Source organism: Dryocola sp. LX212 (assembly GCA_041504365.1).
Lineage (GTDB): Bacteria > Pseudomonadota > Gammaproteobacteria > Enterobacterales > Enterobacteriaceae > Dryocola.
Map to the genome: position 1 here is coordinate 3,329,048 of CP167917.1, position 18,421 is coordinate 3,347,468.

The window sequence follows — 18,421 nt, forward strand, 5'->3', positions numbered from 1 at the left end:
AGATCATGGGTTTGTTTGATAAACTGAAATCTCTGGTTTCTGATGATAAAAAAGACACCGGAACCATCGAGATTGTTGCCCCGCTGTCTGGCGAAATCGTTAATATTGAAGATGTGCCAGATGTGGTGTTTGCAGAGAAGATTGTAGGCGATGGCATCGCAATTAAACCGACCGGCAACAAAATGGTTGCTCCGGTTGATGGCACCATCGGTAAAATCTTTGAAACCAACCATGCTTTCTCTATCGAATCTGATAGCGGCATCGAGCTTTTCGTTCACTTCGGTATTGATACCGTTGAACTGAAAGGCGAAGGTTTCAAGCGCATCGCCGAAGAAGGCCAGCGTGTTAAGAAAGGCGACGTGGTTATCGAATTTGATCTGCCACTGCTGGAAGAGAAGGCCAAGTCTACCCTGACGCCGGTTGTTATCTCCAACATGGACGAAATCAAAGAGCTGATCAAGCTGACTGGTAGCGTGACCGTGGGTGAAACCCCGGTGATCCGCATCAAGAAGTAAGTTGACTGCTTAAACAAAAAAGGCACCCTGTGGGTGCCTTTTTTGTTACTGAGGAAGCATCAGCTCATCGTAATGGTGTTCCTGTGTCCAGGACATCACCTCAAGCACGCGTCTGGCCGCATCTCCGGCGGCAACGGCTACCGGCTGCCCTTCGAGGATCCGGCTGGCCAACTCAGCGCAGAATAAATCCCCGGTTCCTTTCAGGTCGGTTACCACGCGTGCATGGTCGGTGATCTCGACCGATTCAGCGCTCACCGTAACCACTGAAATAGTGCGGGGGTCTTCGCCTGGCGCACTGGTAATCACCACCCATTTTAGCGTATCGGACAGCAGACTTTTGGCTGCTTCAACCGCTTCGCTCAGCGTGCCACAGGGCATCCCCGTTAGCGTTCGCAGCTCAAACAGATTTGGGGTGATCACGTTCGCCAGCGGCAGAAGCTCAGCGCGATAGGCTTCGGGAATGCCAGCCTTCACATAGACGCCGCTGTCGATATCGCCGATGACGGGATCAACAAGAATACAGACATCAGGATGAGTCACGCGTATTTCACGCAGCCACTGGGCAAGAAGCGTTATCTGGCCCGGCGAACCCATATAGCCCGTGGTCACCGCTTTGAGTTCACGCAGCGCGCTACGCTCTTCCAGCGCCCGCAGATAACCGCTAAACCACTCCTCCGGAATAGTGCCGCCATACCATGTGTCATAATGTGGGGTATTGCTGAACAGCACCGTAGGCACCGCCATCACGCGCCAGCCGTGCTGTTTAATAGCCGGAACGGCAATGCTGTTTCCTACGCTGCCGTACACCACCTGGGATTGTACCGCCACGATATCAGCCTGCTGCGCCCTTTTTCCGTCATGAAAGAGGATCGACTGTATATCATTTTCCTGATCCATCTACTGCCTCCAGTCTTGCCTGAACCACTGCGCTGCGGGTTCAGATACCTGCGCCCAGGGAATAGCTCTCTTCGCCAAACACGCCGGTTGATAAATAACGGTCGCCGCGGTCACAAATAATCGCCACCACCACGCTTCCCGGGTTAGCCTGCGCCACCCGAAGCGCCCCGGCAACCGCACCGCCTGAACTTACGCCGCAGAAGATGCCCTCGCTAATGGCCAGCCGACGCATCGTCTGTTCCGCCTCTGGCTGGGACATATCGATGACTTCATCGACCAGCTTCGGGTCGAAGATCTTCGGCAGCCACTCCTCGGGCCAGCGACGAATGCCTGGAATACTACTCCCCTCTTCCGGCTGCAGGCCAACAATTGTGACTTTCTTTTCCAGCTCGCGCATAAAACGGCTGACCCCGGTGATGGTGCCGGTGGTGCCCATGCTGGAAACAAAATGGGTAATGCGCCCCTGAGTTTGCTGCCAGATTTCTGGGCCGGTAGTCACGTAGTGGGCGTAGGGATTGTCGGGGTTATTGAACTGATCGAGCACTTTGCCCTCTCCGCGTTCGCCCATCAGGCGCGCCAGCTCGCGGGCGCCTTCCATTCCCTGCTCTTTGGTCACCAGAAGCAGCTCGGCCCCGTACGCCTGCATGGCAGCCTTACGTTCCATGCTCATGTTGTCGGGCATCAGCAGCTTCATGCGGTAACCCTTAAGGGCGGCGATCATCGCGAGAGCAATACCGGTGTTACCGCTGGTTGCTTCGATTAGCGTGTCGCCAGGCTTAATCTCACCGCGCTTTTCAGCTTCGACGATCATCGACAGCGCGGCCCGGTCTTTCACCGATCCCGCAGGGTTATTGCCTTCGAGCTTGACCCAAATTTCGCTGCCGTTTGTCAGCCCGGTACGCTGGAGTTTCACCAGCGGCGTATTGCCGATTGTGCTTTCTAAGGTTGTCACTTGCTGTCCAGAAGATAAAAAAAGCGGCCACATAGGCCGCTATTGCGATTCGTGTAGTGCCGTAAACTTATCAGGCAGACTGCGCAAGGTCTACACCCTGAATACGGTTGTTGCCGTCGTAGAGGCGTGCGTGTTGCAGGCCGACGAACAGGCGCTCGCCGCGCACCGGGACGTGATTCTCACGCAGGACCACGGTAAGCGGTTCGTCGTACCAGCCCAACGGCTGTACAACCAGCTGCATGTAGTGACCGCGAGGGCTTATTTCCAACACCTGGACGGGCAGCGGGGAATCCAGATTCGTGCGGCGGCTGACGTCTACTTCCCATGGGCGCAGGAATAAATCGACCGGCCCCTGGTGCGCGGGCGTAAAGCCCAGCGGCCAGCGGTGTGCGCCAACGTGAAACTGGCTGCCGCGTATAGTACCTTTCATGCGGTTAACTTCGCCGAGGAACTCCAGCACGAAGCGGGTCGCTGGTTCGCGCCACACCGCTTCCGGAGTATCTACCTGCTCGATATTCCCCTGGCTCATCACCACGACCCGGTCGGCGACTTCCATCGCTTCTTCCTGGTCGTGGGTGACAAAGACGCTGGTAAACTTTAGCTCTTCATGCAGCTGACGCAGCCAGCGGCGTAGCTCTTTACGAACCTGGGCATCCAGCGCGCCGAACGGCTCATCCAGCAGCAGGATTTGAGGTTCTACGGCCAGCGCACGGGCCAGCGCCACGCGCTGCTTCTGCCCGCCGGAAAGCTGTGCCGGATAGCGGTCCGCCAGATGGGACAGCTGTACCATCTCAAGCAGACGGGTCACTTTTTGTTTAATTTCCGCAGACGACGGACGTTCACGTCGCGGCAGCACGGTCAGGCCAAAGGCGATATTGTCGAACACGCTCATATGGCGGAACAGCGCATAGTGCTGGAATACAAAGCCAACTTTACGGTCACGGGCGTGAATGCGGCTCACGTCCGTGCCGTGGAAGCTGATGCGCCCGCTGTTCTGATGCTCAAGCCCGGCGATAATTCGCAGCAGCGTGGTTTTCCCGGAGCCTGACGGTCCCAGCAGTGCAACCATCTGACCAGAAGGGATATCAAGAGAGATATCGTTCAGCACCTGGGTGCGACCAAAAGATTTCTTAATATTGGTAATATCAATGCTCATGATTTGCCTCCTGCTGCAGACGTTTTTCCTGATTATTCAGGCGCCACTGCAGCGCACTCTTTAAGAACAAGGTTACTATCGCCATCAGGGTCAACAGTGCGGCGGCGGTAAATGAACCGACGGTGTTGTAATCCTGCTGAAGTAATTCAATCTGTAGCGGCAGCGAGAAGGTCTCGCCGCGGATAGAGCCAGATACCACGGACACCGCGCCAAACTCACCAATCGCGCGGGCGTTGGTCAGCACCACGCCGTACAACAGCGCCCAGCGAATGTTTGGCAGCGTCACGCGCTTGAACATCTGCCAGCCCGATGCGCCCAGCAAAATAGCCGCTTCATCTTCCTGGCTCCCCTGGCTTAGCATGACCGGGACAAGCTCGCGTACCACGAACGGACAGGTGACAAAAATCGTTACCAGCACCATGCCCGGCCAGGCGAACATGATCTGAATATTATGCTCATCCATAAAGCCAGCCAGCGGACCGTTAGATCCGTAAAACAGCAGGTAAACCAGACCGGCAACCACCGGCGACACCGCGAACGGGATATCCAGCAGCGTCAGCAGCAGCTGGCGGCCAGGAAAGTTAAAGCGCGTCACCAGCCAGGCCAGCAGGATGCCGAACACCAGGTTAACCGGCACGGTAATCAGAGCGATCATCACCGTCAGCCAGATGGCGTGCAGCATGTCCGGGTCAGCAATGTTTTGCAGCGCGGGCATCAGCCCTTTCGAGAAGGCCTGAGCGAAAATCGACGCCACCGGCACCACCAGCAGCAGAAACGAAATCAGCATGCCGAGGCTAATCAGCGTCCATTTGCCCCAGTTAAACCCGGAGCGGCGATAGCTTTTCAATTCGGTTACGTCCGTCATCAGTGACCTACCACGCGCCGGCCAAAGCGACTTTGCAACGTGTTAATGGTAAACAGCAGCAGCAGCGACGCGGCCAGAATGACCGAGGCGATGGCGCTTGCCGCCGGGTAGTCGAACTCCTGGAGGCGCACGAAAATCATCAGCGAGGTCACTTCCGTTTTCCAGGCGATGTTCCCGGCGATAAAGATAACCGCGCCAAACTCGCCGAGGCTGCGGGTAAAAGAGAGCGCCACGCCGGCCATCAGCGCCGGAGACAGCTCGGGTAAAATTACGCGACGAAAGCTCTGCCAGCGCGTTGCGCCCAGCGTTTCCGCCGCCTCTTCGTATTCCGGACCAAGCTCTTCCAGCACGGGCTGAATGGTACGTACCACAAACGGGATGCTGGTGAACGCCATCGCCACCGCAATGCCCAGCCAGGTGTAGGTCACCTTAATGCCGAACTGCGCCAGCCACTCGCCGTACCAGCCGTTAACGGAAAACAGACCGGCGAGCGTCAGGCCTGCAACAGCGGTTGGCAGCGCAAACGGCAAATCCATCAGCGCGTCCAGCAGGCTTCGGCCGGGAAACTGATAGCGCGTTAAAATCCACGCCATCAGCATGCCAAACAGGCCGTTGAAGACAGAGGCAACGCCCGCAGAAAGCAGCGTGACTTTATAAGCGGCGACAACCTGCGGGTTGGAAATCACGTCCCAGTACTGAGCAAGCGTCATTTCGGACAGCTGCATGACCAGCGCGCTTAGCGGCAAAAGCAGAATCAGACAAACAAACAGCAGGCTGGTGCCGAGGCTTAAGGTAAAGCCCGGCAGCACGCGCTTAGTCGAAACAGCAAACATTACTTATGCCCCGCCGCGACCAGCTTGTCGAACTCCGCGCCGGTAGCAAAATGGGTTTTCATCGCTTCTGGCCAGCCGCCGAACTCATCTTCAACGCGGAACAGCTCGGTCTGCGGGAATTTGTCTTTCAGCTTATCCATCACTTCCGGGCTGTTCACGCGGTAGTAATAATCCGTGATGATGGTCTGCGCCTGCGGGCTGTACAGGAAGTTGAGGTAATCTTTGGCCGCTTTTTCCGTACCGTTAGCCTTTACATTTTTATCAACCCAGGCGACCGGGAACTCCGCCAGGATGTTGACCTTCGGCACGACAACCTCGTAGCCTTCTTTTTCGTACTGCTTACGGATATTGTTCACTTCAGATTCGAACGTGATCAACACATCACCCAGATTACGTTCCACGAATGTCGTGGTCGCCCCACGGCCCCCCGTATCGAACACCTCGACGTTTTTCAGGAACTGGGTCATCAACTTTTCAGTTTTGGCTTTGTCGCCGCCGTCGGCTTTGTTAAACGCTCCCCATGCAGCCAGGTAGGTGTAACGAGCGTTACCGGAAGTCTTCGGATTTGGGAAGATCAGTTTTACATCCGGGCGGACCAGATCGTTCCAGTCGTGGATGTTTTTCGGGTTGCCCTTACGCACCAGGAAAGCCATGGTGGAGTAGAACGGCGAGCTGTTGTTAGGCAAACGGCTCTGCCAGTCCGCCGGGATGAGGTTGCCTTTGTCGTGCAGGATCTGTACGTCTGTTACCTGGTTATACGTTACAACGTCAGCTTTTAAACCCTGTAATATCGCCAGCGCCTGTTTTGATGACCCGGCATGAGATTGTTTTATCGTCAGCTTATCGCCGTTATTCTCCTGCGCCCACTTCTGCTGGAACGCCGGATTGAGGGCGGCAAAAAGCTCGCGAGACACATCATAAGAGCTGTTGAGCAGCTCCGTGGCGTGGGCAGATCCCGCCAGCAGCGCTGAAACTACCAGCGCACTCCAAACCTTTTTAACTGAGCCGATCGCCATTGTGCACCCTTATAAATGTGTCATCTGTAGGCAACCAGTTTATTTATAACGAGCAGCAAAGCTGTAACGGTTTTATATACCGTTTGGTGATTTGCAATAAGAAAGGGATATAAGGTTTTTTACGGGGATTTGTCGGGTGGCGCTAACGCTTACCCGACCTACGTTTGAGATGCATTTGTAGGGTGGGTAAGCGCCAGCGCCATCCACCATTCAGTTCTACAGGCTTAAAAGTTTGTCCAGTGACGGCGCAAAGTAATAACCGCCGGTCACCGGCTTTGTGAAGCGCAGCATGCCGTCACGCTTGCCGTCCGTCTCGCCAAACATGCTCAGCAGCTGCTGTTCAATGTTGTGCAGACGAGCGCAGTAGGCGATGAAATACAGGCCGTGGGTGCCGCTGGCGGTGCCGTACGGCAGGCTTTGACGCACAATCTTCAGCCCTTTGCCGTTCTCTTTTAGATCGACGCGACTCAGGTGAGAAGTCGCCGGGCGCTCGTCGCCGTCGATCTCTTCGTTGGCATCTTTCGTGCGCCCGATGAGCATTTCCTGTTCGCCCACGCTGATGCGGCTAAGCTGCTTAAGGTTATGCTCCCAGCGTTGCACAAAGACGTAGCTGCCACCAGCATCCACGCCTTCGTTGATCACCGCCACTTCACGGCGCGAATCTTCGCCCTGGGGGTTTTCGGTGCCGTCGATAAAGCCGCTCAGATCGCGCTCTTCCACCCAGCGGAATCCATGCACTTCCTCTTCAATTTTCAGCGCGTCGCCGAAAGCCGCAAGCGCCGCCTGGGCCACGGAGAAATTAACGTCGTGACGCAGGGACAGGATGTGGATCATCACGTCATGCTGGGTTGCCGGTGCCAGACCTTTGCCCATCGGCGTGAAGTTCTTCAGCTCTGTCGCGCCTTCCCCGCCGCTCAGATCGCGCCACAGATCGTAGCCAAAGGCGACGACCGCGCCCAGATTCGCATCCGGAAAGTTTTCCTGAAAGGTATTCAGCGACTGGGTGAAGGTTTTGCAGCCCTGACGAACAGCATCAAAGTCGCCCTGAATAGTCGCTTCCAGCCAGACGGCGGCACGACAGTGTTCCGGCAAAATGCCGGTTTGAGCCCGAGACATGATTCCTCCTGAAAAAACACGCGCCGCTTTGCGCGGCGCTTATCGTCCAATGATACCCGATTAGGGCCGCGCCTTCTTGAGAAGGCGCAAACCAGGCGCGAATTTATTTACGCCAGATAATTTTGCTGACGGTCCATTTTTTTAACAGGTCATCGGCTGGCATCAGATCCTGTGGGCCGTGCCATTCGCCGCTGAACAAATAGCTGATGTGCTGGCTGTTCGGTGCTTTACACTCCACGCTGTCGGCATCGTCGCCGGTAGCTTTAGTACAGGCGCCAAACGCTTTGCTATAGAGATCGCTGAACGGTGTGCCAATCTCAACGCCGCTTTCAGCCTTGACGTTTTTATCCATCACATCAACGCGGCTCACCGTGCCGTTTTCGCCATTGACGACAACCATCAGGGTTTTATCGTCCAGCGCTTCGAAGTAGCGCACTACGGTGCCGTTATCGGTTTTCATGCCGCTGCGCAGACGGTAATTATCATTAAGTCCTTCACTGACGGCTTCTTCGTTCATGGGCGTGCTGGCGTTAAGCCCGCCCACACCCTGCTCGCTGACTTCCAGCGAGGAACCAAACCAGCTCATGGGAGAGAGGCTTGACCAGTGCATATCAGACATTGTCGAACAGCCGCTCAGCAGCAGCGGAACGCCTAACAACATCATGCGCAACGTTTTCATCAGTTCATCCTTTGTTTTGGCGTGATTACGGGCATTGGAGTGCAAACTTTCTTAAAAGTGCCCCGTTATTCACTTCGTAACGCAAAGTAATCTTTCAGACGACGGCTGGTCAACAGCCACCACAGGGCGTAGACGTCGCCGATCAGTAAAGCGAGGCTCAGGCCGGTCAGCGCTTCCCCCTGCCCCAGCAGCACAAGTTGCCAGGCAAGCACCGCGAGCTGTGCGACGACCAGCACCCAGCGCCAGACCTTCCATAGCCGTGGCCACAAATGCCGCCGCCCGCTAATCAAAAAGGCCAGCGCGGCAGGAACGCCGGGCAGCAGACCCAGCCAGAAGTTATCCCTGTCCGGGTAGAACAGGCCGAGCAGCGCATCGCCCTGCTGCCGGGAAGCCCCCGCCAGCACCAGCAAAAACCAGGTTCGCGCCTGAAACAGCAGGATCAACCAGAACAGAACGGGGGCTTTAAGATGTCCGTGCACGTCGTAGTCAGAAGGTGGATAGGCTAAAGGCATTAATATTCTTGATCTTCTATCAGTCGTTTGCCCAGCATCACCACGTCCTGCTGCTCATATTCGAGCTTCTCGTACATGCCGATCACCAGATCGTTCTCTTCACGCACCATGATGTGAATTTTCGGGCAGCCGCGGGCGATAAGCTTTTTCTCCAGGCGGCTGAGCAATGCATTGGCAATGCCGCGACCCCGGAATTCAGGGTGCACGCCCAGATAGTAAGCCGAGCCGCGATGCCCGTCGTAGCCGCCCATCAGCGAGCCGACGATTTCGCCGCCCACCTCCGCCACCAGAAACAGATCCGCATCGTGCTGAAGCTTACGTTCGATATCCATTTCGGGATCGTTCCACGGGCGCAGGAGATCGCAGCGCTCCCAAAGGGTGATAACCTCTTCGAAATCTTCCTGCCGAAAAACGCGTATTTCCATGGTATTAGCCGCTGTTAGCCCAAAACTCTGATTATGGAGGTAACTGGCCATTAAGCCAATATCTGCCGCAAAAGCAGCTAAAAAATGGCATACTTAGGGCAAATTAATGGGTTGAAACGAAATGATATACATTTCGATCAAACGCCGGTCGTTAACGCCCTGGCAATACGCTATAAATGCCAGTCGAACATTCATAAGATAAATAATTGCCGCATGAGTAAAATTAAATCACTAACGCAACTCGCAACACGTCGTCAGGTGCTGCTCACTGGTCTGGCGGCGCTGACCTTAACCGGCGCAACCAGGGCGCTGGCAAGCCAGGAAAGCAAAACCCTTAAAACCACGACTCATCACAGCAAACCTGCAAAGAAATCAGGCGCTCGCCGCGTGGTCATGTTAGATCCGGGCCATGGCGGCATTGATACCGGCGCTATCGGCCATAACGGCTCAAAAGAGAAACACGTGGTTCTGGCCATCGCCAAAAACGTGCGCAGCATTCTGAGAAACAACGGTATTGATGCAAAGCTCACCCGCAGCAGCGACGAGTTCATTCCGCTGTACGATCGCGTTGAGATTGCCCACAAGCACGGTGCCGATCTGTTTATGTCAATTCATGCCGACGGCTTTACCAGCCCGTCAGCAGCCGGAGCCTCGGTGTTTGCCCTCTCCAATCGCGGGGCGAGTAGCGCCATGGCAAAATACCTTTCCGATAAAGAAAACGCCGCCGATGACGTGGCGGGCAGCCGGGTTAAAAACAAAGACCACTATCTTCAGCAGGTGCTGTTCGATCTGGTGCAAACCGACACCATCAAAAACAGCCTGACGCTGGGTTCGCACATCCTCAAGCAAATCAAGCCAGTGCATAAGCTGCACAGCCGTAACACCGAGCAGGCGGCGTTTGTGGTGTTGAAATCCCCTTCTATTCCTTCTGTACTGGTAGAAACGTCGTTTATTACTAATCCGGGCGAAGAGAAGCTGCTGGGCACCACGGCGTTTCGTCAGAAAATTGCTCACGCCATCGCATCCGGGATCATCAGTTACTTCAACTGGTTCGATAATCACAAAGCTCACATTAAGCGCTAATCATGATGAATAAGCCCGATATCCACGCCGTTAAACAGTTCCTGATACAGCTGCAGGACACCCTGTGCCAGCAGCTGGCTGCGGCCGACGGCGCGGCGTTTGAAGAAGAGAGCTGGCAGCGTGAAGGCGGCGGCGGCGGGCGCAGCCGGGTGCTGCGGGGCGGCAATATCTTCGAGCAGGCGGGCGTTAACTTTTCCCATGTCCATGGCGACGCAATGCCAGCATCAGCCACTGCGCATCGTCCTGAACTTGCCGGGCGCAGCTTTGAAGCGATGGGCGTTTCGCTTGTTGTGCATCCACTGAACCCTTACGTGCCGACCAGCCATGCTAACGTGCGATTTTTTATCGCGCAGAAAGAAGGTTTTGAGCCCGTCTGGTGGTTCGGCGGCGGCTTTGACCTGACGCCGTTCTACGGCTTTGAGGAAGATGCGGTTCACTGGCACAAAACAGCCCGCGACATCTGCCTGCCGTTCGGTGAGAACGTCTTCTCTCGTTATAAAAAATGGTGCGACGACTATTTCTTTATCCGGCATCGCAACGAGCAGCGCGGCATAGGCGGCCTGTTCTTTGACGATCTGAACACCCCGGATTTTGACCACTGCTTCAGCTTTATGCAGGCGGTGGGCAACGGGTATCTGGATGCGTATCTGCCCATCGTGGAGCGCCGTAAAGCAGTGCCGTGGGGCGAACGTGAGAGAGAGTTCCAGCTCTACCGCCGCGGGCGCTACGTGGAATTTAATCTGGTGTGGGATCGCGGCACGCTGTTTGGTTTGCAGACCGGCGGCCGTACGGAGTCGATTTTAATGTCGATGCCGCCGCTGGTGCGCTGGGAGTACAACTACCAACCGGAAGAAGGCAGCCCGGAGGCTGCCTTATATCGTGATTTCTTACCTGTCAGAGAGTGGGTATAGCTTTGTTGGTCGGATGACGCGTCGCTTATCCGACCTGCGAAACCTTGTCCGGTAGGGTGGATAAGCGCAAGCGCCATCCACCACAATCCCTTAAAGCGGAACGGTCTGCGCCTCAACAACCGCCAGCGCCACCATGTTAACGATGCGACGCACGGAGGCGATCGGCGTTAACACGTGCACCGGTTTCGCAACGCCCATCAGTACTGGCCCAACGGTCACCCCTTCGGAACTCGATACGCGCAGCAGGTTGTAGCTGATGCGCGCCGCTTCCACGTTCGGCATGATCAGGATGTTCGCGGAGCCTTTCAGCGGGCTGTCCGGCATGCGGTCGTTGCGGATACTTTCTACCAGCGCGGCGTCACCGTGCATCTCACCGTCAATTTCCAGCTCCGGCGCGCGGGCGCGGACCATCTCAAGCGTTGCGCGCATTTTGCAGGCCGCTTTCGAGTTGGAAGAGCCGTAGTTAGAGTGCGACAGCAGCGCAACTTTCGGTTCGATACCAAAGCGGCGCACCGTTTCCGCTGCCAGCAGCGTGATTTCCGTCAGCTCTTCCGGCGTCGGGTCGTCGTTGACGTAGGTATCGGCAATAAAGGTGTTGCCGCTTGGCAGCAGCAGCGCGTTCATAGCGCCAGCCGCCTTCACGCCTTCGCGGTAGCCAAACAGTTTTTCCAGCACTTCGAAATGCTCGTGGTATTCACCGATGGTGCCGCAGATCATCGCGTCCGCTTCGCCACGGTGCACCATGATCGCCCCGATGACGGTGGTGTTGCTGATCACTGCACGCTGCGCCTGCTCCTGGGTAATGCCGCGGCGCTTCATGATGTTGTAATACTCGTTCCAGTACTCTTTGAAGCGCGGGTCGGATTCGTTGTTGACGATCTCGAAGTCAATCCCTGCGCGCATTTGCAGGCCAAGCTTCTTCAGCCGCATTTCGATAACGGAAGGACGGCCGATGAGAATCGGCTTCGCCAGGCCCAGGGTAATCAGCTCCTGAGTTGCATGCAGCACACGTGCCTCTTCGCCTTCCGCCAGAACAACGCGCTTCGGATCTTTACGCGCCTGGGAGAAGATCGGCTTCATAAACAGGTTAGTTTTGTAGACGAACTCGGTGAGCTTCTCTTTATAAGCTTCGAAATCCTGAATCGGGCGGGTTGCCACGCCGGTATCCATCGCCGCTTTCGCTACGGCCGGGGCGATCTGCACGATCAGACGCGGATCGAACGGTTTCGGGATAAGGTATTCCGGGCCAAAGGTCAGCTCTTCTTCGCCGTAGGCGGAAGCAACCACGTCGCTCTGCTCTGCATGAGCAAGCTCGGCGATGGCATGTACCGCAGCCAGCTTCATCTCTTCGTTGATTGCCGTAGCGCCAACGTCCAGCGCCCCGCGGAAGATGAACGGGAAGCACAGCACGTTGTTCACCTGGTTTGGGAAGTCAGAACGGCCGGTGCAGATAATCGCGTCGGGACGCACTTCTTTGGCCAGCGGCGGGAGGATTTCTGGTTCCGGGTTAGCCAGCGCCAGGATCAGCGGCGCGCGGGCCATTTTCTTGACCATCTCCTGGCTCATGGCTTTCGGGCCAGAGCAGCCGAGGAAGATATCCGCCCCTTCGATAACCTCGTCCAGCGTGCGTTTGCCGTTATCGTCGATGGCATAGGCCGCTTTGGTTTCGGCCATATTCTCTTCACGGCCCTTGTAGATCACGCCCTTCGAGTCGCAGACCACGATGTTGTGCTTCTGCACGCCCAGCTGCACCAGCAGGTTCATACAGGCAATGGCCGACGCGCCCGCGCCGGATACCACCAGGCGCACATCAGAAATATTCTTCTCAACCACGCGCAGACCGTTCAGCACGGCGGCGGTACAAATGATGGCGGTGCCGTGCTGATCGTCGTGGAACACAGGGATATTCATGCGTTCACGCAGTTTTTTCTCAATATAGAAACATTCCGGGGCTTTGATATCTTCTAAGTTGATGCCGCCGAAAGTCGGTTCCAGCGCCGCAATCACGTCGATAAGCCGGTCCGGATCCATCTCGTCCACTTCGATATCGAACACGTCGATACCGGCAAATTTTTTGAACAGCACGCCCTTGCCTTCCATTACCGGCTTGCCCGCCAGCGCGCCAATGTTCCCCAGCCCCAGCACGGCGGTACCGTTGGACACCACGCCGACCAGGTTGCCGCGCGCGGTGTATTTGTAGGCTGCAAGCGGATCTTTTTCAATCTCAAGACAAGGTGCCGCAACGCCCGGCGAATAGGCCAGCGCTAAATCACGCTGGGTTGCCAGCGGCTTAGTCGGGGAAACCTGAATTTTGCCGGGGATCGGGAATTCGTGAAAATCGAGGGCACTTTGCTTTAACTGTTCGTCCATTAGGTCGTTCCTTTTCTGCTCATTCTCAGGGGTCGTTTAGGTCACGTAGTATCACGCCTGCGCGCTCACTAAACTTTGAACATGACCATACTATCAACATCCGGGGTCAAAATTGTTAGGGAATTATAGTGGCTATGTTACCGGATCGGCGGCAACGCCATGCCCGTCTGCTATGCTTTTTAGTTATGTATTTCATAAATTCCCGTCTGGAGTGACACGGAGCACTCCAGTAAGACATTGTATTTCAAGGAGATAAACATGAATCAGTTAGACGCCATAAAACAGTTCACCACCGTGGTTGCCGACAGCGGAGACATTGAATCTATCCGCCACTATCAGCCGATGGACGCCACCACCAACCCCTCTCTGTTACTGAAAGCCGCAGGCCTTGAGCATTTTCACGGGCTTATCGAAGACGCGCTGACCTACGGTAAAAAGCGCGGCGGCACCCGTGAAGCGCAGGTTATGGAGGCCAGCGACAAGCTGGCGGTGAATTTTGGTGCGGAAATTCTGAAAAGCATTCCGGGCCGCGTCTCTACCGAGGTGGATGCCCGCCTCTCTTACGACAAAGAGAAAAGTATCGCCAAAGCCCGTCGCCTGGTGGAGCTTTATGCCGAGCAGGGTATCGATAAGTCGCGCATTCTCATCAAGCTCGCCTCAACCTGGGAAGGCATCAAAGCGGCTGAAGAGCTGCAAAAAGAAGGTATCGACTGCAACCTGACGCTGCTGTTCTCCTTAGCCCAGGCCCGCGCCTGTGCAGAAGCTGGCGTGTTCCTGATCTCACCTTTCGTGGGCCGTATCTACGACTGGTACCAGGAGAGCAAACCGATGGATCCGTACGTGGTGGAAGAAGACCCCGGCGTCAAATCAGTGCGCAATATCTACGATTATTTCAAGCAGCATAACTACACCACCGTGGTGATGGGCGCAAGTTTCCGCCGCACCGAGCAGATCCTGGCGCTGGCGGGCTGTGACCGCCTGACCATTGCACCAAATCTGTTGCAGCAGCTCCAGGAGAGCGAAGAGCCGGTGATCCGCAAGCTGGTGCCGTCCTCGCAGGGCTTCCGCCGTCCTGAGCCGCTAACGGAAGCTGAATTCCGCTGGGAGCATAACCAGGATGCGATGGCGGTCGACAAGCTGGCCGAAGGGATCCGTCTGTTCGCCGTTGACCAACGAAAACTGGAAGATTTACTCGCCGCCAAACTTTAACAACACATGGGAGTGAAACATGTCATCTCGTAAAGAGCTTGCCAACGCCATTCGTGCCCTGAGTATGGATGCGGTACAAAAAGCAAATTCCGGCCACCCCGGCGCGCCGATGGGCATGGCGGATATCGCCGAAGTGCTATGGAACGATTTTCTCAAACATAACCCGACCAACCCGGCCTGGGCCGATCGGGACCGCTTCATACTGTCAAACGGACACGCGTCGATGCTGCTCTACAGCCTGCTTCACCTGAGCGGCTACGATCTGCCGATGGAGGAATTAAAAAACTTCCGTCAGCTTCACTCCAAAACGCCTGGCCACCCGGAAAAGGGCTATACGCCGGGCGTCGAAACCACCACCGGCCCGCTGGGCCAGGGGCTGGCTAACGCAGTAGGCCTGGCCATTGCTGAGCGCACCCTGGCCGCGCAGTTTAACCGCCCGGATCATGAAGTGGTCGATCACCACACCTACGTCTTTATGGGCGACGGCTGCCTGATGGAAGGCATTTCCCACGAAGTGTGTTCGCTGGCGGGGACGCTGGGGTTGGGCAAGCTCATCGGCTTCTACGACCATAACGGTATCTCCATCGACGGGGAAACCGAAGGCTGGTTCACCGACGATACGGCCAAACGCTTTGAGGCCTATCACTGGCACGTGGTGCATGAAATCGACGGCCACGATCCGGAAGCCATTAAAAAAGCGGTTCAGGAAGCGCAAAGCGTTAAGGACAAACCTTCTCTGATTATCTGCCGCACGGTGATTGGCTTCGGCTCGCCTAATAAAGCGGGTAAAGAAGAGGCGCACGGGGCCGCGCTGGGGGAAGAAGAAGTCGCGCTGGCGCGTAAACAGCTGGGCTGGAAATACCCTGCCTTTGAGATCCCAAAAGAGATTTATCACGCTTGGGATGCCAAAGAAGAAGGTGAAAAAGCCGAAGCGGCCTGGAAGGATAAATTCGCCGCCTATGCCAAAGCCCATCCCGAGCTGGCAGCCGAATTTAAACGCCGCATGGACGGCGAGCTGCCGGACAGCTGGCAGGAAACCACCCAAAAACTGATTGCAGACCTGCAGGCCAAACCGGCTAAAATTGCCACCCGTAAGGCCTCACAAAATACGCTTAACGTGATTGGTCCGATTCTGCCGGAACTCCTCGGCGGCTCTGCGGACCTTGCGCCAAGCAACCTGACCATCTGGTCAGACTCTAAATCCATCAAAGAGGATATCGCGGGCAATTACATCCATTACGGCGTGCGCGAGTTTGGCATGACGGCGATTGCCAACGGTATCGCCCATCACGGCGGTTTTGTTCCTTACACAGCAACCTTCCTGATGTTTGTGGAGTACGCCCGTAACGCCGCGCGTATGGCGGCGCTGATGAAGGCCCGGCAGATCATGGTCTACACCCACGATTCTATAGGTCTGGGGGAAGATGGTCCGACGCACCAGGCGGTTGAACAGCTTGCCAGCCTGCGCCTGACGCCAAACTTCAGCACCTGGCGCCCATGCGACCAGGTCGAAGCTGCCGTGGCGTGGAAAGCGGCGGTTGAACGGCACAGTGGCCCGACGGCGCTGATTTTGTCGCGACAGAATCTGACGCAGATGGATCGCAGCGCCGAACAGCTGCAGGCCGTTGCTCGCGGCGGTTATATTCTGAAAGACAGCGGCGACAAGCCGGATATCATCCTGATTGCCACCGGCTCCGAGGTGGAAATTACAGTGCTGGCGGCGGAAAAGCTGGCTGCCGAGGGGCACAAGGTTCGCGTAGTCTCGCTGCCTTCTACGGACGTGTTCGATGCGCAGGATGAAAGCTATCGTGAGTCCGTTCTGCCCTCGGACGTCAGCGCGCGCGTAGCGGTAGAAGCGGGTATTGCGGATTACTGGTACAAGTACGTGGGTCTGAAAGGCCAGATTGTCGGCATGACCAGCTACGGCGAGTCAGCCCCGGCCGACAAGCTCTTCCCGTTCTTTGGCTTTACCGTTGAGAACGTGGTGAGCAAGGCTAAAAAGGCGCTGGGAAAATAGTACGGCCCGGCGGATGACGCTGATGCTTATCCGACAACAAAGCAAACCGTAGGTCGGATAAGCCCAGCGTCATCCGACAATATTACTTGGTCACCCAAAGCGTCGGCCACGCTCCGCTGCCGTGCCAGCCGTCGCAGGCTGGCTCTTCCGCATACCGCACCAGCCGGAAACGCTGGCCGTCAAAACGCCAGCGGCTGGTTATTCCGCAGTCACCCAGCCCCCGCCCTTTCGAAAGCGTCGTCAGCTCTTTGTTGCTGTCGTCATATCCCGCGTTCATCAACTCAAGATCTGTGTCGCCGGTATCCGGCATAAACGGCAGCCGAAGGTGGATCTGGCGGGCCACAAACGGTTTCTGACGTGAGACAATCCACGCGAGATCCACCACATTGTAGGCGCCCGCCTCACAGCTAATCAGCATCAGGGCTTTTTCATCGCTAAGCGCAAATACTCGAACTTCACGCCGGGCCGGATCAAGGGAGCACTGAGTGTTGTTCATGCGCCAGGTGCCGTAATCCAGCAAATCGTTGAGTTCAGCCTGAGCGAAGGGGGTCGGGGTGGGATTGGTGATAGCAACTTCTTTAAGCGCGGGTGCCGGAGGAACGCTCAGGGGAGGATCGTCACCCTTTTTAATCCACGCGGTTTCGCTTCCCACACGCTTTTGTTGGCTATCAATAAACAGCAGCGCAGCTTTAAGCCCGACAAGAGAGATCGTCCCCTGTCCGTCCGCCAGCGTGATCGCGTTGGCATCGCCGATAGTCTCCAGCAGCGAGTTAATGGTTTCGGTATCGCCCGTCACCAGATGGTGCGACGTTTCCTGCCATTTCTCTTTATTCAGTAGCAGCGTTTCGCCGTCCAACAGCAAACGGGCGGCAATGGGGGGCGCTTTGCTTTCGGCGGTAGCAAGATTGCCCAAATCGATGCGCAGGCTCACATCCGGATGCGCCCCGGCGCTGCGGGTTAACGTCATCACCAACCCCTGATGAAGGCCGGTATTTCTCGCGCTGCAGAAGTTCTGGTTATTACAGGTGACCTGCCAGTCGGTAAAGGATTTTTGTGCCGGAGCCGCGACGGCGGAGGTCGCAAGAAAAAAGCTGAAGAGAAGAAGCGATTTCATCCGGTAACACATGAGCGGCAAATATCCTGAGAAGACGAAGAGAAAAAAACGTACAGATTTTGGCGATATCTTCGGCTTCTCAGTGCTGTGTCTCAATCGGATTTGTCGGATAGATTCATGTAAAAAATGATTAATCTAACCAATTGAAAAATAATTCTTTTATCCCATGATGCCGCGTAATTGCAGCTGCTGCAGCAATATTACCGTTTTGCCGTCGCGAATTTCACCGCTTTTGACCATCGCCAGCGCCTGCGTAAACGGCATTTCCAGCACGTCGATGTCCTCGTCTTCCACGCCGCCACCGGCAAATTCACGCTGTGCGTCGCTGTATTCTGCCATGTAGAAGTGGATCAGCTCGGTCACGCCGCCGGGGGACATGTAAAGCTCAAACAATTTTTCGACTTCGCCCACCAGATAGCCCGTTTCTTCCATTGCTTCTTTACGGGCGCAAACTTCAGGCTCGTCCGCGTCCAGCAGGCCCGCACAGGTTTCAATCAGCATCCCGTCCGGATTGCCGTTAACCCATGTCGCGACGCGAAACTGACGGGTCAGCACCACCGTTTTTTTTTCACGGTTATAGAGCATCATGGTCGCGCCGTTGCCGCGGTCATAGACTTCGCGCTTATGGCGGATGGCTTCGCTGTTATTGCGGGACAGGTCGTAGGTGATATTGCGCAGGATGAAGTAGTTATCTGAGAGGATTTTATCTTTGATGACTTCGATTTGTATCGACATACGGTCTCCGCAGCGG

General features: G+C 56.0%; 18 protein-coding genes. 5 read left to right on the forward strand and 13 right to left on the reverse strand.

Annotated elements, in window-relative coordinates; translation table 11 throughout:
* Positions 1–5: 5 nt before the first annotated feature.
* Positions 6–515: a PTS glucose transporter subunit IIA gene (crr, locus tag ACA108_16110; protein XEX94882.1), complete on the forward strand. Its 510-nt coding sequence runs from the start codon at positions 6–8 to the stop codon at positions 513–515.
* A gap of 45 nt (positions 516–560) precedes the next feature.
* On the opposite strand, the gene pdxK is transcribed toward crr, so the two are convergent.
* From pdxK to ACA108_16160, 10 genes are all read right to left on the reverse strand, one after another.
* Entirely contained in the window at positions 561–1,412 is an 852-nt protein-coding gene (pdxK, locus tag ACA108_16115; GenBank protein XEX94883.1) for a pyridoxine/pyridoxal/pyridoxamine kinase, read from the reverse strand.
* 40 nt (positions 1,413–1,452) lie between these two features.
* The gene (cysM, locus tag ACA108_16120; GenBank protein XEX94884.1) at positions 1,453–2,364 is read right to left on the reverse strand and encodes a cysteine synthase CysM; all 912 of its coding nucleotides are present in this window, start codon (positions 2,362–2,364) and stop codon (positions 1,453–1,455) included.
* A 70-nt stretch (positions 2,365–2,434) separates the two neighbouring features.
* The gene (gene cysA, locus ACA108_16125) at positions 2,435–3,520 is read right to left on the reverse strand and encodes a sulfate/thiosulfate ABC transporter ATP-binding protein CysA (protein XEX94885.1); all 1,086 of its coding nucleotides are present in this window, start codon (positions 3,518–3,520) and stop codon (positions 2,435–2,437) included.
* Entirely contained in the window at positions 3,510–4,385 is an 876-nt protein-coding gene (cysW, locus tag ACA108_16130) for a sulfate/thiosulfate ABC transporter permease CysW (GenBank protein XEX94886.1), read from the reverse strand. Before cysW ends, cysA begins: the two co-directional genes overlap by 11 nt.
* The gene (gene cysT / locus ACA108_16135) at positions 4,385–5,218 is read right to left on the reverse strand and encodes a sulfate/thiosulfate ABC transporter permease CysT (GenBank protein XEX94887.1); all 834 of its coding nucleotides are present in this window, start codon (positions 5,216–5,218) and stop codon (positions 4,385–4,387) included. The genes cysW and cysT overlap by 1 nt, the downstream gene beginning before the upstream one ends.
* Positions 5,218–6,234 carry a sulfate ABC transporter substrate-binding protein gene (locus ACA108_16140; GenBank protein XEX94888.1) on the reverse strand — a complete coding sequence of 339 codons (1,017 nt, stop codon included), beginning with the start codon at positions 6,232–6,234 and terminating at the stop codon, positions 5,218–5,220. The genes cysT and ACA108_16140 overlap by 1 nt, the downstream gene beginning before the upstream one ends.
* Positions 6,235–6,450: 216 nt before the next feature.
* The gene (locus tag ACA108_16145; protein XEX94889.1) at positions 6,451–7,350 is read right to left on the reverse strand and encodes a Dyp-type peroxidase; all 900 of its coding nucleotides are present in this window, start codon (positions 7,348–7,350) and stop codon (positions 6,451–6,453) included.
* 103 nt (positions 7,351–7,453) lie between these two features.
* A complete protein-coding gene (locus ACA108_16150; protein ID XEX94890.1) occupies positions 7,454–8,029 on the reverse strand; it encodes an RpoE-regulated lipoprotein in 576 nt (191 codons plus the stop codon).
* Positions 8,030–8,094: 65 nt separating this feature from the next.
* Positions 8,095–8,541 carry a DUF2919 domain-containing protein gene (locus ACA108_16155; protein ID XEX94891.1) on the reverse strand — a complete coding sequence of 149 codons (447 nt, stop codon included), beginning with the start codon at positions 8,539–8,541 and terminating at the stop codon, positions 8,095–8,097.
* Positions 8,541–8,966 (reverse strand): GNAT family acetyltransferase, encoded by a 426-nt coding sequence (locus tag ACA108_16160; GenBank protein ID XEX94892.1) that lies wholly within the window; start codon positions 8,964–8,966, stop codon positions 8,541–8,543. The genes ACA108_16155 and ACA108_16160 overlap by 1 nt, the downstream gene beginning before the upstream one ends.
* Before the next feature lie 213 nt (positions 8,967–9,179).
* On the opposite strand from ACA108_16160, the gene amiA reads away from it, so the two are divergent.
* Positions 9,180–10,049: an N-acetylmuramoyl-L-alanine amidase AmiA gene (gene amiA / locus ACA108_16165; GenBank protein XEX94893.1), complete on the forward strand. Its 870-nt coding sequence runs from the start codon at positions 9,180–9,182 to the stop codon at positions 10,047–10,049.
* Positions 10,050–10,054: 5 nt separating this feature from the next.
* On the forward strand, positions 10,055–10,960 hold the full coding sequence (gene hemF / locus ACA108_16170; GenBank protein ID XEX98133.1) for an oxygen-dependent coproporphyrinogen oxidase: 906 nt from the start codon (positions 10,055–10,057) through the stop codon (positions 10,958–10,960).
* Positions 10,961–11,050: 90 nt separating this feature from the next.
* Here hemF and maeB read toward each other — a convergent pair whose 3' ends face one another.
* A complete protein-coding gene (gene maeB, locus ACA108_16175) occupies positions 11,051–13,330 on the reverse strand; it encodes an NADP-dependent oxaloacetate-decarboxylating malate dehydrogenase (protein XEX94894.1) in 2,280 nt (759 codons plus the stop codon).
* A gap of 258 nt (positions 13,331–13,588) precedes the next feature.
* Between maeB and tal the strand changes: the two genes are divergently transcribed.
* Together tal and tkt are read left to right on the forward strand one after the other, a co-directional pair.
* Positions 13,589–14,539: a transaldolase gene (gene tal, locus ACA108_16180; GenBank protein XEX94895.1), complete on the forward strand. Its 951-nt coding sequence runs from the start codon at positions 13,589–13,591 to the stop codon at positions 14,537–14,539.
* A 19-nt stretch (positions 14,540–14,558) separates the two neighbouring features.
* Entirely contained in the window at positions 14,559–16,556 is a 1,998-nt protein-coding gene (gene tkt, locus ACA108_16185) for a transketolase (protein ID XEX94896.1), read from the forward strand.
* An 82-nt stretch (positions 16,557–16,638) separates the two neighbouring features.
* Here the strand turns inward: tkt and ACA108_16190 are convergent, their stop codons facing one another.
* Together ACA108_16190 and nudK are read right to left on the reverse strand one after the other, a co-directional pair.
* On the reverse strand, positions 16,639–17,682 hold the full coding sequence (locus tag ACA108_16190) for a DUF1176 domain-containing protein (protein ID XEX94897.1): 1,044 nt from the start codon (positions 17,680–17,682) through the stop codon (positions 16,639–16,641).
* Positions 17,683–17,829: 147 nt separating this feature from the next.
* The gene (gene nudK / locus ACA108_16195; protein ID XEX94898.1) at positions 17,830–18,405 is read right to left on the reverse strand and encodes a GDP-mannose pyrophosphatase NudK; all 576 of its coding nucleotides are present in this window, start codon (positions 18,403–18,405) and stop codon (positions 17,830–17,832) included.
* Positions 18,406–18,421: the final 16 nt, after the last annotated feature.